28 protein-coding genes are annotated in these 25472 nt (G+C 70.7%); 23 read left to right on the top strand and 5 right to left on the bottom strand.

Annotated elements, in window-relative coordinates; all coding sequences use genetic code 11:
• The 8 genes from BKN37_RS04780 to mnmA form a co-directional block, all read left to right on the top strand.
• Nucleotides 1-1562, top strand: a 1562-nt coding sequence (locus BKN37_RS04780) for a helix-turn-helix transcriptional regulator (RefSeq protein ID WP_131823521.1), incomplete at its 5' end; no start/stop codon positions are given.
• Nucleotides 1563-1653: 91 nt separating this feature from the next.
• Entirely contained in the window at nt 1654-2397 is a 744-nt protein-coding gene (locus BKN37_RS04775) for an SDR family oxidoreductase (RefSeq protein WP_071022399.1), read from the top strand.
• Nucleotides 2394-3119 (top strand): SDR family NAD(P)-dependent oxidoreductase, encoded by a 726-nt coding sequence (locus BKN37_RS04770; RefSeq protein ID WP_071022396.1) that lies wholly within the window; start codon nt 2394-2396, stop codon nt 3117-3119. The genes BKN37_RS04775 and BKN37_RS04770 overlap by 4 nt, the downstream gene beginning before the upstream one ends.
• A gap of 144 nt (nt 3120-3263) precedes the next feature.
• Nucleotides 3264-4082, top strand: a complete 819-nt coding sequence (locus BKN37_RS04765) for a GNAT family N-acetyltransferase (RefSeq protein ID WP_071022417.1) — start codon at nt 3264-3266, stop codon at nt 4080-4082.
• Complete coding sequence (locus tag BKN37_RS04760; protein ID WP_071022393.1) at nt 4079-4921, top strand: lysophospholipid acyltransferase family protein; 843 nt, start codon at nt 4079-4081, stop codon at nt 4919-4921. Before BKN37_RS04765 ends, BKN37_RS04760 begins: the two co-directional genes overlap by 4 nt.
• Entirely contained in the window at nt 4872-5432 is a 561-nt protein-coding gene (locus BKN37_RS04755) for a sugar O-acetyltransferase (RefSeq protein WP_071022389.1), read from the top strand. The genes BKN37_RS04760 and BKN37_RS04755 overlap by 50 nt, the downstream gene beginning before the upstream one ends.
• 53 nt (nt 5433-5485) lie before the next feature.
• Entirely contained in the window at nt 5486-6664 is a 1179-nt protein-coding gene (locus BKN37_RS04750) for a cysteine desulfurase family protein (protein ID WP_071022386.1), read from the top strand.
• Complete coding sequence (gene mnmA / locus BKN37_RS04745; protein WP_071022382.1) at nt 6661-7737, top strand: tRNA 2-thiouridine(34) synthase MnmA; 1077 nt, start codon at nt 6661-6663, stop codon at nt 7735-7737. Before BKN37_RS04750 ends, mnmA begins: the two co-directional genes overlap by 4 nt.
• Before the next feature lie 61 nt (nt 7738-7798).
• Here mnmA and BKN37_RS04740 read toward each other — a convergent pair whose 3' ends face one another.
• Complete coding sequence (locus BKN37_RS04740) at nt 7799-8752, bottom strand: aldo/keto reductase (protein ID WP_071022378.1); 954 nt, start codon at nt 8750-8752, stop codon at nt 7799-7801.
• A gap of 90 nt (nt 8753-8842) precedes the next feature.
• Here BKN37_RS04740 and BKN37_RS04735 point away from each other — a divergent pair, with 90 nt between their 5' ends.
• The 9 genes from BKN37_RS04735 to BKN37_RS04695 all read left to right on the top strand — a co-directional run bounded on the left by BKN37_RS04735 (nt 8843) and on the right by BKN37_RS04695 (nt 16692).
• Complete coding sequence (locus tag BKN37_RS04735) at nt 8843-9418, top strand: TetR/AcrR family transcriptional regulator (RefSeq protein ID WP_071022374.1); 576 nt, start codon at nt 8843-8845, stop codon at nt 9416-9418.
• 86 nt (nt 9419-9504) lie between these two features.
• On the top strand, nt 9505-9780 hold the full coding sequence (locus tag BKN37_RS04730) for a type II toxin-antitoxin system Phd/YefM family antitoxin (protein WP_071022371.1): 276 nt from the start codon (nt 9505-9507) through the stop codon (nt 9778-9780).
• Nucleotides 9777-10058: a type II toxin-antitoxin system RelE family toxin gene (locus tag BKN37_RS04725; RefSeq protein WP_242657079.1), complete on the top strand. Its 282-nt coding sequence runs from the start codon at nt 9777-9779 to the stop codon at nt 10056-10058. Before BKN37_RS04730 ends, BKN37_RS04725 begins: the two co-directional genes overlap by 4 nt.
• Nucleotides 10059-10129: 71 nt before the next feature.
• A complete protein-coding gene (locus BKN37_RS04720; protein ID WP_071022361.1) occupies nt 10130-11143 on the top strand; it encodes a uroporphyrinogen decarboxylase/cobalamine-independent methonine synthase family protein in 1014 nt (337 codons plus the stop codon).
• Nucleotides 11144-11218: 75 nt separating this feature from the next.
• The gene (locus BKN37_RS04715) at nt 11219-11992 is read left to right on the top strand and encodes a hypothetical protein (RefSeq protein ID WP_071022358.1); all 774 of its coding nucleotides are present in this window, start codon (nt 11219-11221) and stop codon (nt 11990-11992) included.
• A gap of 459 nt (nt 11993-12451) precedes the next feature.
• Nucleotides 12452-12940 (top strand): SRPBCC family protein, encoded by a 489-nt coding sequence (locus BKN37_RS04710; RefSeq protein WP_071022354.1) that lies wholly within the window; start codon nt 12452-12454, stop codon nt 12938-12940.
• Nucleotides 12937-13257 carry an ArsR/SmtB family transcription factor gene (locus BKN37_RS04705; protein ID WP_071022350.1) on the top strand — a complete coding sequence of 107 codons (321 nt, stop codon included), beginning with the start codon at nt 12937-12939 and terminating at the stop codon, nt 13255-13257. The genes BKN37_RS04710 and BKN37_RS04705 overlap by 4 nt, the downstream gene beginning before the upstream one ends.
• A gap of 52 nt (nt 13258-13309) precedes the next feature.
• Nucleotides 13310-15388, top strand: coding sequence for an NAD-dependent DNA ligase LigA (gene ligA, locus BKN37_RS04700; protein ID WP_071022347.1), 2079 nt, complete (start codon nt 13310-13312; stop codon nt 15386-15388).
• Nucleotides 15389-15525: 137 nt separating this feature from the next.
• A complete protein-coding gene (locus BKN37_RS04695) occupies nt 15526-16692 on the top strand; it encodes a DUF4878 domain-containing protein (RefSeq protein WP_071022413.1) in 1167 nt (388 codons plus the stop codon).
• A 4-nt stretch (nt 16693-16696) separates the two neighbouring features.
• Here the strand turns inward: BKN37_RS04695 and BKN37_RS04690 are convergent, their stop codons facing one another.
• Complete coding sequence (locus BKN37_RS04690) at nt 16697-17365, bottom strand: ACT domain-containing protein (protein WP_083341569.1); 669 nt, start codon at nt 17363-17365, stop codon at nt 16697-16699.
• A gap of 103 nt (nt 17366-17468) precedes the next feature.
• On the opposite strand from BKN37_RS04690, the gene gatC reads away from it, so the two are divergent.
• The 4 genes from gatC (at nt 17469) to BKN37_RS04670 (ending at nt 21498) form a co-directional block, all read left to right on the top strand.
• Nucleotides 17469-17768 (top strand): Asp-tRNA(Asn)/Glu-tRNA(Gln) amidotransferase subunit GatC, encoded by a 300-nt coding sequence (gatC, locus tag BKN37_RS04685; protein WP_071022340.1) that lies wholly within the window; start codon nt 17469-17471, stop codon nt 17766-17768.
• Nucleotides 17765-19255 carry an Asp-tRNA(Asn)/Glu-tRNA(Gln) amidotransferase subunit GatA gene (gene gatA, locus BKN37_RS04680; RefSeq protein WP_071022336.1) on the top strand — a complete coding sequence of 497 codons (1491 nt, stop codon included), beginning with the start codon at nt 17765-17767 and terminating at the stop codon, nt 19253-19255. The genes gatC and gatA overlap by 4 nt, the downstream gene beginning before the upstream one ends.
• 104 nt (nt 19256-19359) lie before the next feature.
• Nucleotides 19360-20391 (top strand): ATP-dependent 6-phosphofructokinase, encoded by a 1032-nt coding sequence (locus BKN37_RS04675; RefSeq protein ID WP_071022333.1) that lies wholly within the window; start codon nt 19360-19362, stop codon nt 20389-20391.
• Between the two features lie 117 nt (nt 20392-20508).
• Nucleotides 20509-21498, top strand: a complete 990-nt coding sequence (locus BKN37_RS04670; RefSeq protein WP_242657078.1) for a MinD/ParA family ATP-binding protein — start codon at nt 20509-20511, stop codon at nt 21496-21498.
• Here BKN37_RS04670 and BKN37_RS04665 read toward each other — a convergent pair whose 3' ends face one another.
• Complete coding sequence (locus tag BKN37_RS04665) at nt 21499-21885, bottom strand: DUF2237 family protein (RefSeq protein WP_071022329.1); 387 nt, start codon at nt 21883-21885, stop codon at nt 21499-21501.
• A 61-nt stretch (nt 21886-21946) separates the two neighbouring features.
• Here BKN37_RS04665 and tenA point away from each other — a divergent pair, with 61 nt between their 5' ends.
• Complete coding sequence (tenA, locus tag BKN37_RS04660) at nt 21947-22615, top strand: thiaminase II (protein WP_071022327.1); 669 nt, start codon at nt 21947-21949, stop codon at nt 22613-22615.
• A gap of 20 nt (nt 22616-22635) precedes the next feature.
• On the opposite strand, the gene BKN37_RS04655 is transcribed toward tenA, so the two are convergent.
• Together BKN37_RS04655 and BKN37_RS04650 are read right to left on the bottom strand one after the other, a co-directional pair.
• Entirely contained in the window at nt 22636-23088 is a 453-nt protein-coding gene (locus tag BKN37_RS04655) for a hypothetical protein (RefSeq protein WP_071022324.1), read from the bottom strand.
• Nucleotides 23089-23147: 59 nt separating this feature from the next.
• A complete protein-coding gene (locus tag BKN37_RS04650; protein WP_071022321.1) occupies nt 23148-23786 on the bottom strand; it encodes a hypothetical protein in 639 nt (212 codons plus the stop codon).
• Between the two features lie 68 nt (nt 23787-23854).
• Between BKN37_RS04650 and gatB the strand changes: the two genes are divergently transcribed.
• Nucleotides 23855-25357: an Asp-tRNA(Asn)/Glu-tRNA(Gln) amidotransferase subunit GatB gene (gene gatB / locus BKN37_RS04645; protein WP_071022320.1), complete on the top strand. Its 1503-nt coding sequence runs from the start codon at nt 23855-23857 to the stop codon at nt 25355-25357.
• Nucleotides 25358-25472: the final 115 nt, after the last annotated feature.

Genomic DNA, 25472 nt, shown 5'->3' with positions numbered 1-25472 from the left:
CCGAACTGACCCCGGACGCGGCCGTGCGCGGCGCCCGCGCCCTGGACGCCGCCGAGGCCAACCGGGCGGCCGCCGAACTCGAGACCGCGGGCGAGCTGCTGGCCACCGCGGACCTTGCACCGCTGAACGACCTGCAGCGCGCTCGGCTGGCGCGCACCCGGGCGCAGCTGGCTTTCACCCGCGGCCGCAGCACCGGCCAGGCGCCCGCGCTGATCGAGTCGGTTCACCAATTTTTCGGTGCCGCAGCTTCTTTGGAGTCTCTTGCGCCGGCGATGGCGCAGGAGACGCTGCTGGAAGCGGTCAGCGCGGCGATGTACGCCGGCCGGCTGTTCGGGACCGGGGTGCGCGACCACGTCGCGGCGGCGCTAGCGGCCGGCCCGGATGCGGACCCGAGCCGGCCGACCGACCTGCTGCTGCGGGGTTTGACCACCCGCATCAGCGCAGGGTGTGCCGCTGGGGTGGCGCCACTGCGGACGGCCGTCGCGGCAATCACACCCGAAACGTGGTCGTGGCAGGCGTTTCCCATCGCGCACGAGGCCGCGGTGCACGATCTGTGGGACGACGAATCCTGGCACCGGATCGCTACTGCCGCGGTGCGGGTCGCTACCGACACCGGTGCGCTGGCGATGCTGCCGATGGCGCTGACCACCCGGGCCGGGGTGCACGTGCAGGCCGGCGAGTTCGCGTCCGCGCGGGCGCTGATCGCCGACGCCGGGGCGATCTCGGCGGCCGCCGGCCACACACCGGTGCGGTATCACGAGCTGGCGTTGGCGGCCTGGGCGGGCGACGAAGCCGAGGCGACGGTGTTGGTCGAGGCCGCCGTTCGGGACGGCGCCGCCCGCGGGGAAGGGCGGGTGACCGCCCTGGCGGGGTATGCCACCGGGGTGCTGCACAACGGCCGGGGCCACTATCCGGTCGCGCTGGACGCGCTGCGCCGCGCCTGCGAGTACGAGGATCTGGGCTTGTACGGGTGGAACCTGGTGGAGCTGGTGGAGGCCGCGACCCGGTCCGGGGACCATTCGACCGCCGCCGACGCCGTCGCGCAGCTCGAGGAGCGCACCGCGGCCGCCGGCACCGACTGGGCGCTCGGGGTGCGGGCCCGCTGCCGGGCTCTGCTCAGCGACGGAAACGACGCCGAGGCCGGCTACGTCGAAGCGATCGAGCGGCTGGGTCGTACCCGCATCGTCGTGCAGCTGGCCCGTACCCACCTGCTGTACGGGGAGTGGCTGCGCCGGGAGCACCGCCGCGCCGACGCGCGGGTGCAGCTGCGGACCGCGCACGAGGCGTTCACCCGGATCGGCGCGCAGGCGTTCGCCGAGCGCACCCGCCGCGAGCTGCAGGCCACCGGGGAGAAGACCGGCAAGCGGCCGTCGTCCGCGGGTGACGCGCTGACCCCGCAGGAGCGGCAGATCGCCGAATTGGCCGGAGCGGGCCTGACCAACGTCGAGATCGGCGCGCAGCTGTTCATCAGCGCCCACACCGTCGAATGGCATCTGCGCAAGGTGTTCGCCAAGCTGGCGATCCGGTCGCGCCGGGAACTGCGCACCGCGTCCCTGGGCTGAGCCCGTAGCAGACCACGGACTTTCCGGGGTTCGATTGCGGCCACCGGGGTGCCAGGGTTGTCCCATCACCACTACGACTGGGAGGCAGGCAATGAAAATCACCGTGATGGGCGCCAGCGGGCAGATCGGGTCCAAGGTGGTGGCGCTGCTGGGCGCCGCCGGGCATGAGACGGTCGCCGCCTCGCGCAACTCGGGGGCCGACGTGCTCACCGGTGACGGTCTGGCCGAGGCGCTGGCCGGTGCCGACGTGCTGGTCGACGTGGTCAACTCCCCGAACTTCGACGACGACCCGGTGCTGGACTTCTTCACCAAGTCCACCACCAACCTGGTGGCCGCGGCCAAGGCCGCCGACGTGGGCCACTACGTGGCGCTGTCCATCGTGGGCTGCGACGGCCTGCCCGACAGCGGATACATGCGCGCCAAGGTCGCCCAGGAGCGGATCATCGCCGAATCCGGGCTGCCCTACACGATCGTGCGCGCCACCCAGTTCCACGAGTTCGCCGACGGCATCACCGCATCGCTGACCGTCGACGGGACCGTGCGGGCACCCGAGGGGCTGATCCAGCCGATCGCCGGCGCCGAGGTGGCCGCCGAGGTGGCCCGCGCCGCCCAGGCCGCTCCGGTCGACGGCATCGTCAACATCGGCGGCCCGGAGAAGATGACCTTCGCCGAGCTGGCCGAGTTGGTTCTGGCGCACCGCGGCGAGAGCCTGCCGATCGCCGTCGACCCGTCGGCCGTCTACTTCGGCACCAAGGTCGGCGACGCCGGCCTGGTCACCGGCGAGGGCGCCGTGCTGGCCAAAACCCGCCTGGCCGACTGGCTGGCCGCGCAGTGACCGAACTGCACGGCCAGACCGCGTTGGTCACCGGGGGCACCGCCGGCATCGGGTTCGAGTCCGCCCGGCTGCTGGCGCGGCACGGCGCCGCGGTGATCATCACCGGTCGTTGCCGTGACCGCGGCGCCGCGGCGGTCGCCGAACTCGGCGCCCGGGTGCGGTTTGTCGCCGCCGACCTGGCCGACCTGGAGTCGGTGAAATCCCTTGCGCAGCAATGCGGGGAGGTCGACATCGTGGTGAACAACGCCGCCGCCTTTCCTGGGGCCCTGACCGTCGAGCAGGACGTCGCGTCGTTCGAGTCGACCTTCGACACCAACGTGCGCGGCGCCTACTTCCTGGTCGCCGCGCTGGTGCCCGGCATGCTGCGGCGCGGACGGGGCAGCATCGTCAACGTCACCACCATGGCCGCCTTCAAAGGCATTCCCGGCGCGTCGAGTTACAGCGCGTCGAAGGCCGCGCTGGAATCGCTGACCCGCACCTGGGCCGCCGAATTCGGGCCGCACGGCGTGCGGGTGAACAGCGTCGCACCCGGACCGACCGCCACCGCGGGGGTGGCCGCCGAATGGGGTGACACCAACGACGAACTCGGCCGGGCGCTGCCGCTGGGCCGCACCGCCGATCCGGCCGAGATCGCGCAGGCGGTGCTGTTTTTGGCCTCGCCGCGATCGAGCTTCATCACCGGCTCGACCCTGCACGCCGACGGCGGCGGCGCCGCCGCCTGACCGTTCCGCTTTCCCGCACGAGCAGACGCAGAATCGCATTCGCGGGGGTTCCCGCATGCGATTCTGCGTCTGCTCGGCCACTATTCACCCACCCGTCACGCGGTGATTGCCGTCGCGCCCAACGGCTGCGTCACCGTGCTGGCTATGAGCACTGGTTCTGTACTCATCGCCGCCGATCCCACCCCCTCCACCGACACCCCGCGTTACTCGCTGCTGCTGTCCACCGACCCCGCGTTGATCGAGGCCGCGCAGCGGCTGCGCTACGAGGTGTTCAGCACCGAGCCGGGCTTTGCCCTGACCGACACCGCCGACGGCGTCGACGCCGACCGGTTCGACGAGTACTGCGATCACCTTTTGGTCCGTGACGACAGCACCGGGGCCCTGGTCGGCTGCTACCGGATGCTGCCCCCGACCGGCGCGGTCGCCGCCGGCGGGCTTTACACCGCAACCGAATTCGACGTCACCGCACTGGACCCGCTGCGCCCGTCGCTGGTCGAGATGGGCCGCGCGGTGGTGCGGACCGGCCACCGCAACGGCGCGGTGGTGCTGCTGATGTGGGCCGGCATCCTGGCCTACCTGGACCGGTGCGGCTACGACTACGTCACTGGCTGCGTGTCGGTCCCGGTCTACGGCGACGGCCCGCCGGGCAGCCAGCTGCGCGGGATCCGCGACTTCGTGCAGCGCCGCCACGCGTCGCCCTACCGGCTGACGCCCTACCGGCCGGTGCGCATCGACGGGCGCAGCCTCGACGACATCGCGGCGCCGCCGCGCCCGGTGCTGCCGCCGTTGCTGCGCGGCTACCTGCGGCTGGGCGCCCGGATCTGCGGGGAACCGGCCCACGACCCGGCATTCGGGGTGGGCGACTTCCCGGCGCTGCTGGCCAAGAGCGACGCCGACACCCGGTATCTGCGCCGGCTGCGGTCGGTGGCCGCGGCCGCCGATATCGCCGCCCCGGCGATATGAGCCCGGCGCTGGACCACCCGTGGCTGCCGCGCGCGACCTGCACCACGACCGGCTGCGTGTGCACCGGCGCCGACCGGTCGACCCCGCTGGTGGTGGCGGCCCGGATCGCGCTGGCGGTGCTGCTGGTGCCGGTGCTGCCGCTGCTGGCGGTGCCGATGCCGGGCCGCGCCCGGCTGCAGCGCGGCTGCTGCCGGGCGGTGCTGCGCTGTTTCGGGGTCCGAATCGCGGTGTCGGGTGGGCCGATTCGCAATCTGCGGGGTGTGCTGGTGGTCAGCGGGCACGTGTCCTGGCTGGACGTCTTCGTCATCGGCGCGGTGTTGCCCGGCTCCTTTGTGGCCCGGGCCGATCTGCTCAGCTGGCCCGCGCTGGGGCCGCTGGCCCGGCTGATGCGGATCATCCCGATCGAGCGGGCCAGCCTGCGGCGGCTGCCGGGTGTGGTCGCTCTGGTGGCGGCCCGGCTGCGGGCCGGGCGCACCGTGGTGGCGTTCCCGGAGGGCACCACCTGGTGCGGGCGCGCCGCGGGCCGGTTCTATCCGGCGATGTTTCAGGCCGCCGTCGACGCGGCCCGGCCGGTGCAGCCGTTGCGGCTGAGCTATCACCACACCGACGGTTCGCTCTCGACGCTGCCGGCCTACGTCGGCGATGACACGCTCGGAGCCTCGATGCGCCGGCTGATCGTCGCGCGGCGCACCGTGGCGCGGGTGCACGTCGCGTCGCTGCAGCTGCCGGGCGCCGATCGCCGCGACCTGGCCGGGCGCTGCCAGGCCGCGGTGCGCGACGATCGAGGGCATGGACACTCAGCGCGAGCGGATGCTGCACGGGGAGTGGTACCGGCCTGACGACCCGGATCTGGTCGCCAGCCGCGCCGCATGCCAACGGGTCCTGGAGACGTTCAACGCCACCGGCGCCGAGGAGGAGCAGCGCCGCCACCAGCTGCTCGCCGACCTGCTCGGGTCGCTGGGGGCCGGGACGTCGGTCCTGCCGCGCTTGCAGTGCGACTACGGGACCTACATCCACCTCGGCGCCCACAGCTTCATCAACTACGACGCGATCCTGCTGGACTGCGCGCCGATCCGCATCGGCGACCACGTGCAGATCGGCCCGCGCGCGCAGCTGCTCACCGCCCTGCACCCCATCGACGACCACGACGCCCGACGCCACGGGTGGGAGTCGGCGTCGCCGATCACGATCGGCGACAACGCCTGGCTGGGCGGGGGAGTGATCGTGTGCCCCGGGGTGCGCATCGGCGACAACGCGGTGATCGGGGCGGGCAGCGTGGTCACCCGGGATGTGCCGGCGTCGGTGCTGGCCGTCGGCAACCCGTGCCGGGTGATCCGGGCGCTTCCGTAGCGACCATCGGCCCAGGTGGGGCCCGCGAGCTGCGCCGGTATCCTAGGCAGGTCATGGTCTACCTGGATCACGCTGCCACCACCCCGATGCACCCCGAAGCCATCGAGGCGATGACGGCCGCGCTGGGGACCGTCGGTAATGCGTCCTCCCTGCACACCGCCGGGCGGGCGGCGCGGCGCCGGATGGAGGAATCCCGCGAGACCATCGCGGCCCTGCTGGGGGCGCGCCCCTCGGAGGTGATCTTCACCGCGGGCGGCACCGAAAGCGACAACCTGGCCGTCAAGGGCATCTACTGGGCCCGCCGCGACGCCGACCCGCGGCGGCGTCGCATCGTCACCACCGCGGTCGAACACCACGCGGTGCTCGACGCGGTGACCTGGCTCGTCGAGCACGAAGGCGCCGAGGTGACCTGGCTGCCCAACGCCGCCGACGGGTCGGTGTCCCCGGCCGCGCTGCGGGCGGTGCTGCAGGACAACGACGACGTCGCGCTGGTGACGGTGATGTGGGCCAACAACGAGGTGGGCACCGTGCTGCCGATCCCCGAACTCGCCGCGGTCGCCGCCGAGTTCGCCATTCCGATGCACACCGACGCCGTGCAGGCGGTGGGCCAGCTGCCGGTGTCGTTCGCCGCCAGCGGCTGCGCGGCGCTGAGCGTGACCGCACACAAGTTCGGCGGCCCGCCCGGCGTGGGCGCCCTGTTGCTGCGCCGCGACGTCGCCTGCGTGCCGTTATCCCACGGCGGCGGTCAGGAACGCGACATCCGTTCCGGCACACCCGATGTCGCCGGTGCCGTCGGAATGGCCGCGGCGCTGCGGGTCGCGGTGGACGCCCTGGAGGTCAACGGGGCGCGGCTGCGCGGGCTGCGGGACCGGCTCATCGACGGGGTGCTGAGCCAGATCGACGACACCGTGCTCAACGGTGCCCGCGAGCCGCGGCTGCCCGGTAACGCGCACTTCACCTTCGCCGGCTGCGAGGGTGATGCGCTGCTGATGCTGCTGGACGCCAACGGGATCGAATGCTCGACCGGATCGGCCTGCACCGCCGGGGTGGCGCAGCCGTCGCATGTGCTGATCGCGATGGGCGCCGACCCGGCCAGCGCCCGCGGGTCGCTGCGACTGTCGTTGGGGCACACCAGCGTCGACGCCGACATCGACGCGGCGCTGGCCGTGCTGCCCGCGGCGGTGGCCCGCGCCCGGCAGGCCGCCCTGGCCAGCGCGGGGGTGTCCCGATGAAGGTGCTGGCCGCGATGAGCGGCGGCGTGGACTCCTCGGTGGCCGCCGCGCGCATGGTGGACGCCGGTCACGACGTGGTCGGCGTGCACCTGGCGCTGTCCAGCGCGCCCGGCACGCTGCGCACCGGATCGCGGGGCTGCTGCTCCAAGGAGGACGCCGGTGATGCCCGCCGGGTCGCCGACGTGCTGGGAATCCCCTTCTACGTCTGGGATTTCGCCGACAAGTTCAAAGAGGACGTGATCGACGACTTCGTGGAGTCCTACGCCCGCGGGGAGACCCCCAACCCGTGTGTGCGGTGCAACGAGAAGATCAAGTTCTCCGCGCTGGCCGCCCGCGCGTTGGCGCTGGGCTTCGACACGGTGGCCACCGGCCACTACGCCCGGCTGTCGGACGGGCGGCTGCGCCGGGCCGTCGATACCGACAAGGACCAGTCCTACGTGCTGGCGGTGCTGACCGCCGAGCAGCTGCGCCATGCCGCGTTCCCGGTCGGGGACACCCCCAAGCCGGCGATTCGGGCCGAGGCCGCCCGCCGCGGCCTGGCCGTCGCCGACAAGCCCGACAGCCACGACATCTGCTTCATCCCGTCCGGGGAGACCCGGGCGTTTCTGGGCGCCCGGATCGGGGTGCGCCGCGGCGCGGTCGTCGACTCGGCCGGTGCCGTGCTCGCCGAACACGACGGGGTGCACGGCTTCACCATCGGCCAGCGCAAGGGGCTGGGCATCGCCGGGCCCGGACCGGACGGCCGGCCCCGCTATGTGACCGACATCGACGCGCAGACCGGCACCGTGACCGTCGGCGCCGCCGCCGACCTGGAGGTGTGGCGCCTGGTCGGGGATCGGCCGGTGTTCACCTCGGGCACCGCGCCGTCCGGGCCGATCGACTGCCAGGTGCAGGTCCGCGCCCACGGGGACACGGTGCCCGCGGTCGCCGAATTGGCCGGCGAGCGGCTGGTGGTGCGGTTGACCGACCCGCTGCGCGGGGTGGCCCGCGGCCAGACGGTGGTCTGCTACCGCCCCGACATGTTGGCCGGCGACGAGGTGATCGCCAGCGCCACCATCGCCGAGACGGGTTGACCTACCCGCCTCATCGTCGCCGAGCGTGCGCTGGTGGCGGCTCTTCTCGCCGAGCGTGCACTCAGGACGAACATTCGCCGCAAAAGTCGGTCTGAGTGCACGTTCGGCGCGGATCGGCCAGCCCATCCAGCGTCGCGAGCGTGTCGGCGTCCAGGTGCAGCTCGGCGGCGGCGACATTCTCGGCCAAGTGCTCGGCGTTGGCGGTGCCCGGGATCAGCAGCACCCGCGGGTCGTGCGCCAGCAGCCAGGCCAGCCCGACCTGCGCGGGGGTGGCGTTCTGGGCGGCGGCCGCCGCGATCACCGCGGGATGGTCGGTGACCTTCTTGAGGCTGGCGAAGGCCTCGGCCGCTTGCGGGTTGGTCGCCGGCCCGGTTCCGACAAAGCCCGAGCCGAGCGGAAAGAACGGCACCCACGCCAGCTCGTGCGCGCGGCACACCTGCAGCAGCGGTTCGTCGGAGCGCTGCAGCACGTTGTAGTAGTTCTGTACGCACACGATGCCGGCGGGCAGCGCCTGATGCAGCTGGTCCAGGCTGACATGGCTCAGGCCGATCGCCGCGATCTTGCCCTCGTCGCGCAGCGCCACCAGCTCGGCGAGTTGCGCCGCGAGATCGACGCGCTGCTCGGCGGTGGCCAGCAGGCCGGGGCCGGCGTCGGCGCGACGCAGGTTCACCACCGGCAGCCGCTCGATGTCCAGTCGGCGCAGGTTGGCGTCCACCTGGGCGCGCAACTGCTCGGGCCGCTGGGCGAGCACTAGCCCGGTGTGCCCGTCGTGCACGGCGCCGACCTTGCTGACCAGCACCAGCTGCTCCGGGTAGGGGTGCAGCGCTTCACGGATCAGGCCGTTGACCACGCCGTCGCCGTAGAACTCCGCGGTGTCGATGTGGTTGACGCCCAGCTCGATCGCGCGGCGCAGCACGGTCAGCGCCGCCTGCCGGTCGGTGTGTTCCAGCTGCATGGCGCCGTAGCCGACGCGGGCCACGGTGTGGCCGGCCAGCTGACCGGTCCTGAAGTCCATCACTGGTGCGCTCCCGTCGTAGCATGTTCGTCAGTGATGCGGAGGATCCTCCGCATCAACACCGTAGCAGAAGCGGAGGTCCCTCCGGATATGGTTCGGGAGCGTGCCGACGCGCGGCGCAACCGCGAACGGCTCATCGAGGCCGCCGTCGCGGCGTTCTCCGGCGGGCAAGACACCGTGGCCCTGGAGGCCATCGCGCGCGACGCCGGCGTCGGTATCGGCACGCTGTACCGGAACTTCCCGTCCCGTGAGGCGCTGGTCGAGGCGGTGTACCGCAGCGAGCTGGCCCGGCTGTGCGACGGCGCCGGCGACCTGGTCGCGACGCTGGCACCCGATCGCGCGCTGCGCACCTGGATGGGGCGCTACCTGGAGTTCGTGGCGACCAAGCGCGGGATGGCCGAGGCGCTGCGCGCGGTGATCGCCGCCGGGGCGATCACGTCGCTGCAGACCCGGGAACGGCTCAACGCCGCGATCCAGACCCTGCTCGACGCCGGGGCCGCGGCCGGCAGCCTGCGCGCCGACGTGCCGGCCGACGACGTCACCGCCAGCCTGGTCGGTGTCGTGCTGGCCGCCGGTGCCCCGGATCAGCGCGAGCAGGCCAACCGGCTGCTGGATCTGCTCGTTGACGGGTTACGGGCCCGGGACGGACAGGGGGCGCGGCGGTGACGGCTCCGGCACGCATTGGGCCCGCCGCGACCACTGAGCATGGAATTTGGCTATAAGTATGGCTAAACCAGGGCTATTATCGGGATATGCGCTGCGTACCGCTGGGTGAGGCCAAAGACAAGCTCTCCGCTCTTGTCGACGACGCCGAATTGACGCACGACATCATCACGATCACCAAGCACGGCCGTCCGGCCGCGGTGCTGATGTCGGCGGACGACCTGGAATCGTTGCAGGAGACCGTCTATTGGCTCTCCCGGCCGGGGATCCTGTCCGACATTGCTCAAGGGGAGCGCGAATACGCCGAGGGGGCGACCGCCAGTGGTGAGGAGCTCCGCGAGCAATTTGGATTACCGCCACGGTGACTCCTCCGGCGGGTCGGTACCGCATCGAGGTCGACGCATCCGCGCAGCGCGATCTGGCACGACTCCCGCCCAAGATCGCCACGGCCATCGTGGAGTTCGTCACCGGCGCCCTCGCGGATAATCCGCACCGGCTCAGCAAGCCCCTGCGCGCCGAACTGGCGTCGTACCGCAGCGCCCGCCGTGGCGACTACCGGGTTCTGGTCCGCATCGACGACGATCACCACGTCGTGCTCGTCGTCGCTATCACGCATCGGGCGCACGTCTACCGGCCGCGCTGACCGGGGCGCCCTGCGCGACGCAACCCCGCCCGGCTCACCGCCGGTCACCGTGGTTCCAATACGGTTGCTCGGTGAGTGTTTTCGCAACCGCGACCGGCATCGGCTCCTGGCCCGGCACGTCGCCTCGGCAGGCCGCCGAAATCGTCGTCGGTGAGCTGGCCGGCACGCTGGCCCACCTGGTCGAGTTGCCCGCCCGCGGGGTGGGCGCCGACCTGATCGGTCGTGCGGGGGCGCTGCTGATCGATGTGGCGCTCGACACCGTGCCGCGCGGCTACCGCATCACCGCCCGGCCCGGCAAGGTGACCCGGCGCGCGAAAAACCTGCTCGACGAGGACCTCGACGCGCTGGAGGAAGCCTGGGAGACCGCGGGTCTGCGCGGCAGCGGACGCCCGGTCAAGGTGCAAGCGCCCGGCCCGCTGACCCTGGCCGCCGAGCTGGAATTGTCCAACGGACATCGGGCGGTCACCGACCCCGGTGCGCTGCGCGACCTGGCGGCATCGCTGGCCGAGGGGATCGCCGAGCACCGGGCGACGCTGTCGCGCCGGCTGGATACCCCGGTGGTGGTGCAATTCGACGAGCCGTCGCTGCCCGCGGCGGTGGCCGGTCGGCTGGCCGGGGTGACCGCCTTGCCCCCGGTGCCGCCGGTGGACGCGGCGGTGGCCAGCGGGCTGCTCGACGGGTGTGTGCACGCCGGCGGCACCGACGTCCTGGTGCATTCCTGCGCCCCCGATCTGCCGTGGAAACTGTTGCAGCAGAGTGCCGTTGGTGCGGTGGCGGTGGATGCGACGAGCTTGCGGCCCGCCGATCTCGACGGGATCGCCGAGTTCGTCGACTCCGGACGCACCGTCGTGCTGGGCGTGCTGGCCACGACCGCGCCGGCGCGCACCCCGTCGGTCGAACAGGTCGCCCAGGCGGTGGCCGCGGTGACCGACCGGATCGGGTTTCCCCGCGCGGTGTTGGCCGACCGCATCGGGCTCACCCCGGCCTGCGGCCTGGCCGGGGCCACCCCGGGCTGGGCGCGCACCGCAATCGAGCTGGTGTGCAAGGCTGCCGAGGCCATCGCCGCCGACGTCGACGCGGTGTGAGAAAGCCCACCGGCGGCCGGTTAGATTGAGGCCATGATGACGCGAGGCTGGCGGGTCGCTTGGATCCTCGGATGTGTGGGTCTCCTGATCGTGGGCTGCGGGGGTGCTGCGGGGCACGGATCGTCGGCCGCGCATTCCAAATCGGGCGGGGCGAATTCCGCGACCGGCGGGGATCCCAAGGAAACGCTGTTGGCCGCGCTGAAGAAGATGGACGGTCTCGACACCTACCAGGCCGAGCTGTCGATGCCGAACATGGACCTGGGCGGCGGGAGTCAAATGACGACCTCGAGCCACATGGAGGTCTCGGTCAAGGACAACGTCATCTATCAGGTGATGGAGATCAGCGGCGGGCCGATCGGGCCGACCAAACAGGAATCGTTGCTGCGCGGCTCGGAATACCTGGTGCGCGGGGGCATCTACAATCAGGCGTTCGGCGAATCCGATCCGTCGGTGACCGCCGACACCTGGTTCCGCGCCCCCGGCGGCGGTCAGGGCGGCACCATGGTCGTCTCGATGTACTTCGCGCCCGCGGCCCAGGCGATCACCACGGTCTCCGACCAGGGCAGCCAGACCGTGCGCGGCACCGAGGTCACCGTCTACCGCGCCGAGTTGGATCCCGCGAAGTTCCGCTCGGCGCTGTCGTCGGAGAACATCCCGGGTGGGATCCCCGCCGATAAGATCCCGCTGCCGACCACGATTGATTACGGCGTCGGCGCCGATGGTTACGTCCACAGCGTCGCGCTCGCGCTCGGTGATGCCGCGCCGCGCACCACATTTGAGCTGCACGACTACAACACGCCGTTGAACCTGCCCAATCCGACCCACGTCGCGGACCTGCCGACGAGCTGACCCGGCGCGGCCGTCGAGCCTGCGGTGGCGGCATCGAGTCTGCGGTGGTGGCATCGAGTCTGCGGTGAGGGCATCGACCCTGCGGTGAGGGCATCGAGTCTGCGGTGAGGGCACCGACCCTGCGGTGAGGCCGTGTTTTCGCGCCGATACTGGGCCTGAGCGCAGGCTCGGTGCCGTGAGCGCAGGCTCGGCGCCCTGGACGCAGGCTCGATGCCGTCACTGCAGACTCGGTGCCGTGAGCGCAGACTCGACGCCCTCACCGCAGGTTCGGTGCCATACGCACAGGTTCGATACCCGCCGCAGCGTTGAGATTGCGCCCCGGGGCTGTGCACTAGCGGCTGGGCGCAACCCCGAGCGCCGTCGCTACGCGGCAACCGCCGCGCCACCCACTTAGCGCAACCAAAAGGTTGCGCATCTACCGGAAGCGTGTTGTACTGATAAGCAACCAGGAGGTTGCGTATGAGTACCGATCGGATCGAGAAGCGGGTGGTGTTGCGGGCGCCGCTGGACCGCGTGTGGCGCGCGATCAGCGACGCGGAACAGTTCGGACGGTGGTTCGGTGTCCGGTTCGACGGGCCCTTCGTCGCCGGCACATCGGTGACCGGCACGATCACCCCGACCAGCGTCGACGCGGAGGTCGCCAAGCTTCAGCAGCCGCATGCCGGGAATCGGAGCACCTGGCAGATCGTGGCGCTGGAGGAGCCGCGGCGATTCGCCTACCGCTGGCACCCGTGCGCGGGCGAGCCGGACTTCGACGACGAGCCGACCACGCTGGTGGAATTCACCCTGGCCGAAACACCCGACGGGGTGCTGCTCACCATCACCGAATCCGGGTTCGACGCGCTGCCCGAACCCCGTCGATCGTCCGCCTTCGAGGCCAACAGCGGCGGCTGGGCCCACCAGGTCGAGCTGGTGGCCAAGTACCTGGCATCGGGGCAGCGAGTGTGACGGCGACGCTGGAACCGGCCCCGCTCTTCGATGCGCTCGGGGACCCGAACCGGCTGCGTATCGTGAGCCGGCTGTGTGACGGCGGCCCCTGCTCGACATCCCAAGTCACCCAGGCGATTTCGGTGAGCCGCCAGGCCGCCACCAAGCACCTGCAGCTGATGGAGGCGGTCGGCCTGGTCAGCAGCCACCGCCGTGGCCGCGAGCGCATCTGGACCGTGCAGACTCGGCAACTCGCCGAGGCCAGCGACTACCTCACCGGGTTGTCGCGACGGTGGGACGCCGCGATCGACCGGCTGCGCGCGTACGTCGAGGACTGACGCACGCGGGCATACCCCGCGGCCCGTCGGCGTCCAGCGATAACCTGCGGAGGTGAGCACCTCAGAGGCGGACAGCGTCGCACCGCAGATCCGACGGCAGTGGCAGGAACTGGCCGACGAGGTCCGCGAGCACCAGTTCCGCTACTACGTGCGCGATGCGCCGATCATCTCCGACGGCGAATTCGACGAGCTGCTGCGTCGGCTGCAGACCCTCGAGGACGAGCACCCCGAACTGCGCACCCCCGATTCGCCGACCCAGCTGGTCGGCGGCGCCGGGTTCGCCACCGATTTCGCCGAGGCCGCCCACCTGGAACGGATGCTGAGCCTGGACAACGTGTTCAGCGCCGACGAACTCACCGCCTGGGCGGCGCGGATCGCCGACGAGGTGGGCGCCGACGCGCACTATCTGTGCGAGCTCAAGATCGACGGCGTCGCGCTGTCGCTGGTGTACCGCGACGGTCGGCTCACCCGGGCCGCCACCCGCGGCGACGGCCGCACCGGTGAGGACGTCACGCTCAACGCCCGCACCATCGACGACATCCCGGAGCGGCTGACCCCCAGCGACGACTACCCGATCCCGGCCGTGCTGGAGGTGCGCGGCGAGGTGTTCTTCCGGCTGGCCGACTTCGAGGCGCTCAACGCCAGCCTGGTCGAGGACGGCAAACCCCCGTTCGCCAACCCCCGCAACAGCGCCGCCGGGTCGCTGCGGCAAAAGAACCCCGCGGTGACCGCGCGCCGGCGGCTGCGGATGATCTGCCACGGCGTCGGGCACACCGAAGGGTTCCGGCCGAGCACGTTGCACGACGCGTATCTGGCGCTGAAGGCGTGGGGTTTGCCGGTCTCCGAGCACACCACCCAGGTCGATTCCATGGCCGCCGTCCAGCAGCGCATCGACTACTGGGCCGAGCACCGCCACGACGTGATCCACGAGATCGACGGTGTGGTGGTCAAAGTCGACGAGATCGCGCTGCAGCGTCGGCTGGGCTCCACCTCGCGGGCGCCGCGCTGGGCGGTGGCCTACAAGTACCCGCCCGAGGAGGCCACCACCAAGCTGCTCGACATCCGGGTCAACGTCGGGCGCACCGGCCGGGTCACCCCGTTCGCCTACATGACTCCGGTCAAGGTGGCCGGGTCGACGGTGGGCCTGGCCACCTTGCACAACGCCGCGGAGGTCAAACGCAAGGGCGTGCTGATCGGCGACACCGTGGTGATCCGCAAGGCCGGCGACGTGATTCCGGAGGTGCTGGGGCCGGTGGTCGACCTGCGCGACGGCTCCGAGCGCGAATTCGTCATGCCCACCCACTGCCCGGAATGCGGTGCCACCCTCGCCCCGGCCAAGGAGGGCGACGTCGACATCCGCTGCCCCAACTCGCGGTCGTGCCCCGCGCAGCTGCGGGAGCGGGTATTTCACGTCGCCGGCCGCGGCGCCTTCGACATCGAGGCGCTGGGGTATGAGGCGGCCACCGCGCTGCTGGCCGCCGGGGTCATCACCGACGAGGGCGACCTGTTCACCCTCACCGAGGACGACCTGCTGCGCACCGACCTGTTCACCACCAACAAGGGGGTGGTGTCGGCCAACGGCAAACGGCTGCTGGCCAACCTCGACAAGGCCAAGGGCCAGCCGCTGTGGCGGGTGCTGGTGGCGCTGTCCATCCGCCACGTCGGCCCGACCGCCGCCCGCGCGTTGGCCGGCGAGTTCGGCAGCCTGGACGCCATTACCGAGGCCTCCACCGAGCAACTGGCCGCCGTCGAGGGGGTGGGGCCCACCATCGCCGCCGCGGTCACCGAATGGTTCACCGTCGACTGGCACCGCGCCATCGTCGACAAGTGGCGGGCCGCCGGGGTGCGGATGGCCGACGAACGCGACACCCGCATCGAACGCACCCTCGAGGGGATGTCCATCGTGGTCACCGGCTCGCTGACCGGGTTTTCCCGCGACGACGCCAAAGAGGCGATCGTGGCCCGCGGCGGCAAGGCCGCCGGTTCGGTGTCGAAAAAGACCGCCTACCTGGTCGCCGGGGATGCGCCCGGCTCCAAATACGACAAGGCCGTCGAACTGGGGGTGCCGATTTTGGACGAGGACGGTTTCCGCAAGTTGCTGGCCGAGGGGCCGCCGCAAGACCCGGCGTAACCGGCGGGCGATATTCGCGTCAACCGCAGTCTCAGCTCATGCTTACAATTCTCGTGTTTGTCGACCACAGCGCGCGCGGATGTGCTCCGATTTTCCGGTAGCGGTCCTCCCAACGGGTGCTGCTACAGGAGGTTGCTGTGACCGAAGGGCCGGGTTCGCAATTCGGGGGCAATCCCAACCCCGGTGAGGGTTGGGCCTCGCCCAACGCGCCCTGGTCGGGCGGCCAAGCGCAGCCGGGGCAGCCGGCCGCCGGATACCCGTACGGGGGTGGGTATGAGCCCGCCTACCAGCAGCCGGTGTGGTCGCCGACGGGCGGCCCGCAGCCCTACGGTGAGCTGGGCGTCCCGCCGCAGCCGCCGCGCAACCGTAAGCCGCTGATCATCTGGGGCTCGGTGGGCGGCGCGGTCTTGCTGGTGATCATTGTGGTGATCTCGGTCGTGGCGTTCAGCGGCGGCAGCGACAGCGGCACCGCGGGCGAGGTGGTGAAGGCCTATCTCGAAGCGTTGGCCAAAGGCGACGCCGACAAGGCGCTGTCCTACAGCACTGACCAACCCGCATCGAAAGAGCTGCTGACCGACGAGATTCTGCAGAAGCAGATCGACAAGTGGCCCATCACCGACATCAAGATCCTCGGTGACGACGCCACCTACGGCTACGGCCGCGTGCACGTGTCGGCGAAGTTCGGGGATCAAACCTCCGACGAAACCATCTCGGTGAAGAAATCGAACAAAAAGTGGCGGCTGGAGCACGCGGCGATCAAGCTCGACACCAGCCGCAGTTCGGTCAACAACGAAGCGATGAAGACCCTGACGGCGTTTGGCAAGTCGCTGTCCGAATCCCCGGTCTACGTCTTCCCCGGCTGGGTCGACCTGGGCAGCGAGAACCCCAACCTGACCGTCAACGTGAAAAAGCCGCTGCTGCTCAACGACCTGGGCCTGTCCGGCGAGGCCTACCTCGACATCGACTTCGCGGTCAGCGACAAGGGCAACAAGGCCATCTCGTCGGCGATCATGACGGCGCTGCAAAAATGCACCGCCAGCAACCAGCTGTCGCCGCCGGACTGCCCGCAGCGGGTCTACAAGTACGAGCTGGTCGACGGCACCGCCGCCTGGGGCACGCCGGACATCAGCGGCCTGAAGCTGGAGGCCTCCGGCTACGACCTGCAGGCCAGGATCAACGGTCAAATCGTGTTTCCGCTGACCGCGCGCACCCGCAGCGGCGACACCTGGAACGGCACCGTCACCCAGCCGATCTACGGCAAGGCCGACCTGTCCAAGGACCCGCCGACGGTGGACCTGAGCTGATCGCTCAGCCCAGCAGGGTCGCGACAATGCCGGCCAGATAGCCCAGCCGCGCGACCTCCGAGGGCCGAAACCCCGGCCCGCCCGGACGGCCCAGCAGCACCGCGGTGTGCGGATCGCCCAGCGGCGCGGCGGCCAACGCGGTGTCCATCTCCCGCCACACCGACGGCACCCAGTCGGCGGTGCCGTCCAACGCCTCGGCGCGGTCCAGCGGCAGCCAGGGCGCGGTGTCCGGCTCGGTTTCCGGCGCGCCGGGGCTGCCGACGATGCGCGCGAACCCGGTGGCCGACGCGCGGGGGCGGCCCAGCACCGTGCACCAGCCCACCCGCAGCACCCGCGGCGCCTCGTCGGCGAGCACCTGCAGCCGGGCTGCCCGGTCGCCGGTGGCGGCGATGTGGTCGACGAGCTCCAATTCGCGGTGCGCCTCCAACAGCCCGGTGTGCGGGCGCACGCTGTCCACCCAGATCCCGGTGAGGGCCTCGGCGGCCGTGATCAGCGTGTCCGGCATCGCCCCGGCCGGCAGCTCGACCACCAGATCGTCGACCGCGTAGCCCGGCCCACGGTCGATCACGTCCAGCGACAGGATGTCCGCGCCGACCGAACCGAGCGCTACCGCCAGCGATCCCAGGGCGCCCGGGCGGTCTTCGAGCTGGACCCGCAACAGATATGAAGGCACACGCAACACTGTCGCATAGCGGGTCGCGGCCCGCCGAACGTGAAGTTGGCATCACGCTGGCCGCTCAACGCGCGGACCCGTCGCCGGGCTAGGCTTTTCCCTCGTGTCCCAGATCTCTCGAGACGAGGTGGCCCATCTGGCCCGGCTGGCCCGGTTGGCGTTGACCGACGCCGAACTGGACAGTTACGCCGGCCAGCTCGACGCCATCTTGACCCACGTCAGCGCGATCCAGGCCGTCGACGTCACCGGGGTCGAACCCACCGACAATCCGCTCAAAGACGTCAACGTCACCCGCGCCGACGCGGTGGTGCCCGGCCTGACCCAGGAGCAGGCGCTGGCCGCGGCGCCCAAAGCCGCCGACGGCCGGTTCGCCGTCCCGCAGATCCTGGGAGACGAACAGTGAGCGACGTGATCCGGTCCGACGCCGCCACGCTGGCCGCGGCGATTGCCGCGGGGGAGCTGTCCTCGGTCGAGGTCACCCAGGCCTGCCTGGACCAGATCGCGGCCACCGACGAACGCTACGGGGCGTTTTTGCACGTCGCCGCCGATGAGGCGCTGGCCGCGGCGGCCGCCGTCGACGCGGCGCTGGCCGCCGGGGAGACGCTGCCGTCGCCGCTGGCCGGGGTGCCGCTGGCGCTCAAGGACGTGTTCACCACCACCGACATGCCCACCACCTGTGGGTCGAAGATCCTGGAGGGCTGGCACGCCCCGTACGACGCGACCGTGACGGTGCGGCTGCGCGCGGCCGGCATCCCGATCCTGGGCAAAACCAACATGGACGAGTTCGCAATGGGCTCCTCGACGGAGAACTCCGCCTTTGGCCCGACCCGCAACCCGTGGGACGTCGAGCGGGTGCCCGGCGGCTCCGGCGGCGGCAGCGCGGCGGCGCTGGCCGCCTTCCAGGCGCCGCTGGCCATCGGCACCGACACCGGCGGCTCGATCCGCCAGCCGGCGGCGCTGACCTCCACCGTCGGGGTCAAACCCACCTACGGCACGGTGAGCCGCTACGGGCTGGTGGCGTGCGCGTCGTCGCTGGACCAGGGCGGCCCGTGCGCGCGCACGGTGCTGGACACCGCGCTGCTGCACGCGGTGATCGCCGGACACGACGCGCGGGACTCCACCTCGCTGACCGCGGCGGTGCCCGACGTCGTCGCCGCCGCGCGCGCCGGGGCGGCCGGGGACCTGCGCGGGGTGCGCGTCGGGGTGGTGCGCCAGCTGCACAGCGGCGAGGGCTATCAGGCCGGGGTGCTGGCGTCGTTCAACGACGCCGTGGCCCAGCTGACCGCGCTGGGCGCCGAGGTGAGCGAGGTGGACTGCCCGCACATCGAGTACGCGCTGGCCGCCTACTACCTGATCCTGCCGTCGGAGGTGTCGAGTAACCTGGCCCGCTTCGACGCGATGCGCTTCGGGCTGCGCGTCGGCGACGACGGTGACCACAGCGCCGAAGAGGTGATGGCGGCGACCCGGGCCGCCGGGTTCGGCCCAGAAGTCAAGCGGCGCATCATGATCGGCACCTACGCGTTGTCGGCCGGCTACTACGACGCTTACTACAACCAGGCGCAGAAGGTGCGCACCCTGATCGCCCGTGACCTGGACCAGGCGTATCAGTCCGTCGACGTGCTGGTGTCGCCGGCCACCCCGACCACCGCGTTCCGGCTGGGGGAGAAGGTCGACGACCCGCTGGCGATGTACCTGTTCGACCTGTGCACGCTGCCGCTGAACCTGGCCGGGCACTGCGGCATGTCGGTGCCGTCGGGGCTGTCACCGGACGACGGGCTGCCGGTGGGGCTGCAGATCATGGCGCCGGCGCTGGCCGATGACCGGCTCTACCGGGTGGGCGCGGCCTACGAGGCCGCCCGCGGCGCGCTGCCGACGGCGCCCACTGTCTAGCGCGTCCTCTGGCGCGAGCAGACGCAGATTCGCATTACCCGCGCTGCTTTGGTGCGATTCTGCGTCTGCTCGCGGGGGAAGTCGACACCCGGCAAGATAGGGCTATGCGGATCGGAGTGCTTACCGGCGGCGGCGACTGTCCTGGGCTGAACGCGGTCATTCGCGCGGTGGTGCGCACCTGCGACGCGCGGTACGGCTCGACGGTGGTCGGGTTCCAGGACGGCTGGCGTGGCCTGCTGGAAAACCGGCGCGTCCAGCTGTACAACGACGACCGCAACGACCGGCTGCTGGCCAAGGGCGGCACCATGCTGGGCACCGCCCGGGTGCATCCGGACAAACTGCGTGCCGGCCTGGAGCAGGTCAAGCAGACGCTGGACGACAACGGCATCGACGTGCTGATCCCGATCGGCGGCGAGGGCACGCTGACCGCGGCGCACTGGCTGTCCGAGGAGAACGTGCCGGTGGTCGGGGTGCCCAAAACCATCGACAACGACATCGACTGCACCGACGTCACATTCGGCCACGACACCGCGCTGCAGGTCGCGACCGACGCCATCGACCGGCTGCATTCCACCGCCGAATCCCATCAGCGGGTGATGCTGGTCGAGGTGATGGGCCGGCACGCCGGCTGGATCGCGCTGAACGCCGGGCTGGCAACCGGCGCGCACGCGACGCTGATCCCCGAGCAGCCGTTCGACGTCGAGGATGTGTGCCGGCTGGTCAAAAAGCGGTTCCAGCACGGCTCCTCGCATTTCATCTGCGTGGTCGCCGAGGGTGCCAAACCGGCGCCGGGCTCGATGGAGCTGCGGCAGGGTGGCCTCGACGAATTCGGGCACGAGCGGTTCACCGGGGTGGCCGCCCAGCTCGCGGTGGAAATCGAGAAGCGGGTCAAAAAGGATGTGCGGGTCACGGTGCTGGGTCACGTGCAACGCGGCGGCACCCCGACCGCCTACGACCGGGTGCTGGCCACCCGGTTCGGGGTCAACGCCGCCGACGCCGCCCACGCCGGTGAGTACGGGATGATGGTGTCGCTGCGCGGGCAGGAAATCGACCGGGTTCCGCTGGCCGACGCGGTTCGCCAGCTGAAGTTGGTGCCGCAGAGCCGCTACGACGACGCCGCCGCCTTCTTCGGGTAGACCCCGCGGCGGTTACTCGGGCGCCGGTTCGTGTTCACCTGTGCGTCACGAATGTTTCACGCAATCAAGAACATTGACGGGCTTTCGGACCTGGGGACCGGTGTTACGGTCGAAGCTATGAGGCACCGCGATCCCTATTGCGGGGTGCTTGAGCAGTATCCTGCCAATCCGCCCGGTTCGGATCGGGTCACGACCCCCATCGCCGTCGCGCCCAGCCAGCGGATGCCCGGTGGGGCACCGCGCCCCCGCACCCAGGCCGGTTGGCGTGAACGGGTTTCCCGGGTCCCGGGGATCAAGCTGGGGCCGAGCAAAGCGCGGCTCTACGAACTCCAGTTGCGGGATCGGATCCGGGCGTCGGTGGACACCGTGTTCCCCGTTGCGGTTTTCAACCTGAAAGGCGATGTCGGCACCACCACGGTGGTGGAGGCACTCGGGTCCACCTTCGCCGACGTGCGCGGGGACCGGGTCATCGCGGTGGACCTCGATGCCGGCGACCTGGCCGACCGACACGGCGGCCGGAGCCCGCTGGACCTATTCGACCTGGTCACCGACCGGGCCGCCACCCGGTATCTGGACGTGCGGGCGCACACCCACATGAACGCGTCGGGTCTGGAAGTGCTCGGTGCCGGCAACGGCGGCCAGCGGGCGCGACGCGTCGAACGCGACGATTTTGCCAAAGCGTTCGAGAAGCTCCGCCACCACTACTCGGTGGTATTGACCGACTGCGGTAAGACCTTCAAATCCGGTCTGGTGACAGCCGCGTTGCGGCGGTCCCGAGCCATCGTCGTGGTCAGCAGCGCCGCTATCGACGCGATCACAAGAACTCGAACCACACTAGACTGGTTGCGCAACAACGGATATCAGTATCTGCTCGAGTCAATGGTGCTGGCGGTCAACCAAACCGAGGCAGGGGCGCCCGACGCCGCGGTAGGCACCGAGCTCGAGAAGATATCTCGGCAGTTCCCGGCCGCACGGTTCGTCGCGCTCCCGTTCGATCGGCATCTCGCGGAGGACCGGGGGCTGATGCTGGAGCGGTTGAGCAAGGACAGCAGGCGCGGCTACCTGGAGTTGGCGGCCGCGCTGGCCGAGCTGTATCCCGCGGTCTGATCACAGGCCGCCCAGGTCGTCGGGCACGTCGACCGCGTACTGCCGGAGCACCTCCAGGCTCACCACCTCGAGGGTGCGTTCGTGGGTGGCCGCCAGCACCACCGGCGCCGCGTAGCCGTCCAGGTGGGCACGCAACCAGTTGGCCGCGGTGACGCACCAGCGGTCGCCGGGCGTGAGCCCCGGAAATTGGTACGCCGGTACCGGCGTGGATAGATCGTTGCCGATTGAGCGCTGGTGCTGCAGGAACTCGCCGGTCACCACCGCGCAGATGGTATGCAGGCCGAGATCCTCCGGGCCCGTCGAGCAACAGCCGTCGCGGTAGAAGCCGGTGACCGGATCGGTGCCGCACGGTTCCAGCGGGCCACCGAGCACATTGCGATCGGGCATTGGGTCGATGCCCCCCTCGTCGGTTTGCGTTGCAGCGAATAGTAGCGAGTTACCGTGTGGCATGGCCGACCGCACACGGGATCTGCTTTGGGCCGACGTCACCGACATCTACCGGGGTATCTGCGCGCATCCGTTTGTCACCGGGCTCACCGACGGGACGTTGGGCCACGACCGGTTTCGCTACTACGTGGTGCAGGACGGCCACTATCTGCGCGGCTATGCGCGGGCACTGGCGGTGTGCGCGGCCAAAGCGCCCGGCGACACCGAGGCGGCGATGTTCGCCGACCACGCCGGCGCCGCCATCGCCGCCGAGCAGCAGCTGCACGCCGAACTGCTCGCCGCGCTGGGCGTGGACGCCGGCGAGGCGGTGTCGCTGCCGATCACCCCGGCCACCCAGGCCTACGTCAGCTATCTGTTGGCCACCGCGTACGGGGGTTGCTACGCCGAGGCCGTCGCCGCGGTACTGCCCTGCTACTGGATCTACGCACGGGTGGGCGAACATTTGCAGGTCGCCGGCTCGGATGATCCGCTGTATCAGCGGTGGATCGACATGTACGCGGGGCAGGAGTACCAAGCCGTGGTGGACGCGGTGTTGGAGGTCACCGACCGGATCGGCGCCCGGGCGTCGCAGCGGGAACTGGCGTTGATGCGTCGGCACTTCCACACCACGGCGCGCTATGAGTGGATGTTCTGGGATGCGGCCTACCGGATGGAGGACTGGCCGGTGTAACCGGGGCGGGAAGCGCCCGATCACTCCGGCGCGGCGTCGTCGTCGGTGTCGCCGGTCAGCCGGGTCAGCAGGCTCGTGATCTGGGTGAGCCCGGCCGCGGTGGCATCCAGCCGTCCGCGCATTTCGACAAACCCGTCGTTCATCTGCGTGCGCAGGTCGGTGAACTCGCCGCGCAGGTCGGTGAAGTCGTCGCGCATGGCATTGAAGCTGGCCGTTGTGGCTCGGTGGAAATCCCGCATCTCGCCGCGCAGGTCGCCCATTTCACCCCGCAGGTCGCCCATTTCGCCCCGCAGATCCTCCCGAAGATCGCGGATCTCCCCCCGCATCTCTTCGACGTCGCGATCGGCGCCGCCGGCCAGTACCCGCGCGGCCGCCGCGTCCTGCTTGGTGTGCTGCAACTGCTGGGTCAGTTCATTGACCCGCGCCTCCAGCGCACTCACCCGGCTTTCCAGGTCGCCGGAATCCTCGGTCACGTGTGGCAGCGTACCGAGCTTTCGATCGCGACACGCGCCGCTGTGCACAGTCGGGCCGCTTAGGCCGCGTTTGCGTTGCCGGCGACCCAGGCGGTGCGGACGGTGCGGGTCTGCGGCGGCGGGTAGTCGGCGGTGACGCTGGCAGTGGGGCCCACCTGCACCGTCCACGCCGCTGAACTGCGGTCGATCACCGGCGGGGGATTAGCGCCGGTCTTGCCGAGGACGCTGACATCGGCCGGGCAGCCGTAGGCCGCGGCGTAGCCGTCGCTGCGGGCACCCCACGCCCCGCCGTAGCGGATGCGGCATTGGGTGCCGTCGTCGAGGACCAGCGCAAACGGCTGCGGCGTAGCCAGCGGCCGCACCGGCGGCAGCGCGCCGGCGTAGGTCACCCGGTGCAGTTGCCGGTCCCACGGGGACGTCACGCACAGCAGCGCACCCGGGGGCGCCGGCCAGCAGCTGTGGGCGTAGGCCGCGTAGGGATAGCAGAAGTAGATGTTGTCGCTGACCGCCGACGGTGACGGTTTGGTGCAGTCGCTGACCTCACCGTCCGGCGGGCTCACCCGATAGCCGTTGATCGGCTGCCCGTGGCCATCGACGGCCGCGACGGTGACGACGTCGGTGGCCGGCGCGGCCTCGGCGCGCCCGGCCGCGCCCACCCCGATCAGCAGCGCAATCGACAGCGCCACCCCTGCCCGCATCACCCGCTGAGCGTAACCACGGCTCGGTGCCCCGACGGACGCTAATTGCCGCCGAATAGACTCGCGGCATGAGCACCGCCGCCGCCGACCTGCTGGACTACGACGACGTCCTCGCCCGCTTTGACCCCGTCCTGGGTTTGGAAGTGCACGTCGAACTGTCCACCGCCACCAAGATGTTCTGCGGCTGCGCCACCACCTTCGGTGCCGAACCCAACACCCAGGTGTGCCCGGTGTGCCTGGGGTTGCCCGGGTCGCTGCCGGTGCTCAACTCCGCCGCCGTCGAATCGGCGATCCGGATCGGCCTGGCGCTGAACTGCGAGATCGTCCCGTGGTGCCGGTTCGCCCGGAAGAACTACTTCTACCCGGACATGCCGAAGAACTATCAGATCTCGCAGTACGACGAACCCATCGCGATCAACGGCTACCTCGATGTGCCACTGGAGGACGGTTCGAGCTGGCGGGTGGACATCGAGCGCGCCCACATGGAAGAGGACACCGGCAAGCTGACCCATCTGGGCAGTGAGACCGGTCGCATCGAGGGCGCCACCGAGTCGCTGATCGACTACAACCGCTCCGGGGTGCCGCTGATCGAGATCGTCACCAAACCGATCGTCGGTGCCGGTGAGCGCGCCCCGCAGATCGCCCGCGCGTATGTGACCGCGCTGCGGGACCTGTTGCGCGCGTTGGGGGTGTCCGATGTGCGGATGGACCAGGGCTCGATGCGGTGCGACGCCAACGTGTCGCTGAAGCCGACGGGCGCCGCCGAGTTCGGCACCCGCACCGAGACCAAGAACGTCAACTCGCTCAAGAGCGTCGAGGTTGCGGTCACCTACGAGATGCGGCGCCAGGGCGCGGTGTTGACCTCCGGTGGCCGGGTGACCCAGGAGACCCGGCACTTTCACGAGTCCGGCTACACCAGCCCGGGCCGCACCAAGGAGACCGCGGAGGACTACCGCTATTTCCCCGAACCCGACCTGGAGCCGGTGGCGCCCAGCCGCGAGCTGGTAGAGCGGTTGCGCACCACCATTCCGGAGCTGCCGTGGTTGGCGCGCAAGAAGATTCAGCAGGAGTGGGACATCTCCGACGAGGTGATGCGCGACCTGGTCAACAACGGCGCGGTGGAGTTGGTCGCCGCCACCGTCGAGCACGGCGCCTCCAGCAAGGACGCCCGAGCCTGGTGGGGAAACTTCTTGGTGCAAAAGGCCAATGAGGCCGGTGTGCAACTCGATGAGCTGGCGATCACGCCCAAGCAGGTCGCCGAGGTGGTGGCGCTGGTCGATGCGGGCAAGCTGTCCAACAAGCTGGCCCGCCAGGTCGTTGAGGGGGTGCTGGCCGGCGAGGGCGGGCCCGAGCAGGTGATGACCGCGCGCGGCCTGGCGGTGGTGCGCGACGACTCGCTGATCCAGGCGGCCGTCGACGAGGCGCTGGCCGCCAATCCCGATGTGGCCGAGAAGATCCGCGGCGGCAAGGTGCAAGCCGCGGGCGCCATCGTCGGTGCGGTGATGAAGGCCACCAAGGGCCAGGCCGACGCCGCGCGGGTGCGGGAGCTGGTGCTGGCCGCGTGTAGCTGACGCGGGCCGACGGGCCGTTGCGGGCCGTCCGGGTGGGAAGCCTGGAACAACGATCGGCCCCCTCGGGGGGAAGGGGGCCGATCGCTGTTGGTACCTGCCTACCGGCAGGAGTCGG

It is taken from the genome of Mycobacterium talmoniae, assembly GCF_001854525.1.
In the GTDB taxonomy this organism is placed as follows: domain Bacteria; phylum Actinomycetota; class Actinomycetes; order Mycobacteriales; family Mycobacteriaceae; genus Mycobacterium; species Mycobacterium talmoniae.
The sequence above is the reverse complement of the archived record's forward strand: the minus strand, read 5'-3'. Positions and strand labels throughout refer to the sequence as shown.

Bases quoted from the DNA above. Each gene is read 5' to 3' on its own strand.
- BKN37_RS04775 (WP_071022399.1), top strand. From the start codon at position 1,654: ATGAAAATCACCGTGATGGGCGCCAGCGGGCAGATCGGGTCCAAGGTG.
- BKN37_RS04765 (WP_071022417.1), top strand. From the start codon at position 3,264: ATGAGCACTGGTTCTGTACTCATCGCCGCCGATCCCACCCCCTCCACC.
- BKN37_RS04760 (WP_071022393.1), top strand. From the start codon at position 4,079: ATGAGCCCGGCGCTGGACCACCCGTGGCTGCCGCGCGCGACCTGCACC.
- BKN37_RS04755 (WP_071022389.1), top strand. From the start codon at position 4,872: ATGGACACTCAGCGCGAGCGGATGCTGCACGGGGAGTGGTACCGGCCT.
- BKN37_RS04750 (WP_071022386.1), top strand. From the start codon at position 5,486: ATGGTCTACCTGGATCACGCTGCCACCACCCCGATGCACCCCGAAGCC.
- mnmA (WP_071022382.1), top strand. From the start codon at position 6,661: ATGAAGGTGCTGGCCGCGATGAGCGGCGGCGTGGACTCCTCGGTGGCC.
- BKN37_RS04740 (WP_071022378.1), bottom strand. From the start codon at position 8,752: ATGGACTTCAGGACCGGTCAGCTGGCCGGCCACACCGTGGCCCGCGTC.
- BKN37_RS04735 (WP_071022374.1), top strand. From the start codon at position 8,843: ATGGTTCGGGAGCGTGCCGACGCGCGGCGCAACCGCGAACGGCTCATC.
- BKN37_RS04730 (WP_071022371.1), top strand. From the start codon at position 9,505: ATGCGCTGCGTACCGCTGGGTGAGGCCAAAGACAAGCTCTCCGCTCTT.
- BKN37_RS04710 (WP_071022354.1), top strand. From the start codon at position 12,452: ATGAGTACCGATCGGATCGAGAAGCGGGTGGTGTTGCGGGCGCCGCTG.
- BKN37_RS04675 (WP_071022333.1), top strand. From the start codon at position 19,360: ATGCGGATCGGAGTGCTTACCGGCGGCGGCGACTGTCCTGGGCTGAAC.
- BKN37_RS04670 (WP_242657078.1), top strand. From the start codon at position 20,509: ATGAGGCACCGCGATCCCTATTGCGGGGTGCTTGAGCAGTATCCTGCC.
- BKN37_RS04665 (WP_071022329.1), bottom strand. From the start codon at position 21,885: ATGCCCGATCGCAATGTGCTCGGTGGCCCGCTGGAACCGTGCGGCACC.
- tenA (WP_071022327.1), top strand. From the start codon at position 21,947: ATGGCCGACCGCACACGGGATCTGCTTTGGGCCGACGTCACCGACATC.
- BKN37_RS04650 (WP_071022321.1), bottom strand. From the start codon at position 23,786: ATGCGGGCAGGGGTGGCGCTGTCGATTGCGCTGCTGATCGGGGTGGGC.
- gatB (WP_071022320.1), top strand. From the start codon at position 23,855: ATGAGCACCGCCGCCGCCGACCTGCTGGACTACGACGACGTCCTCGCC.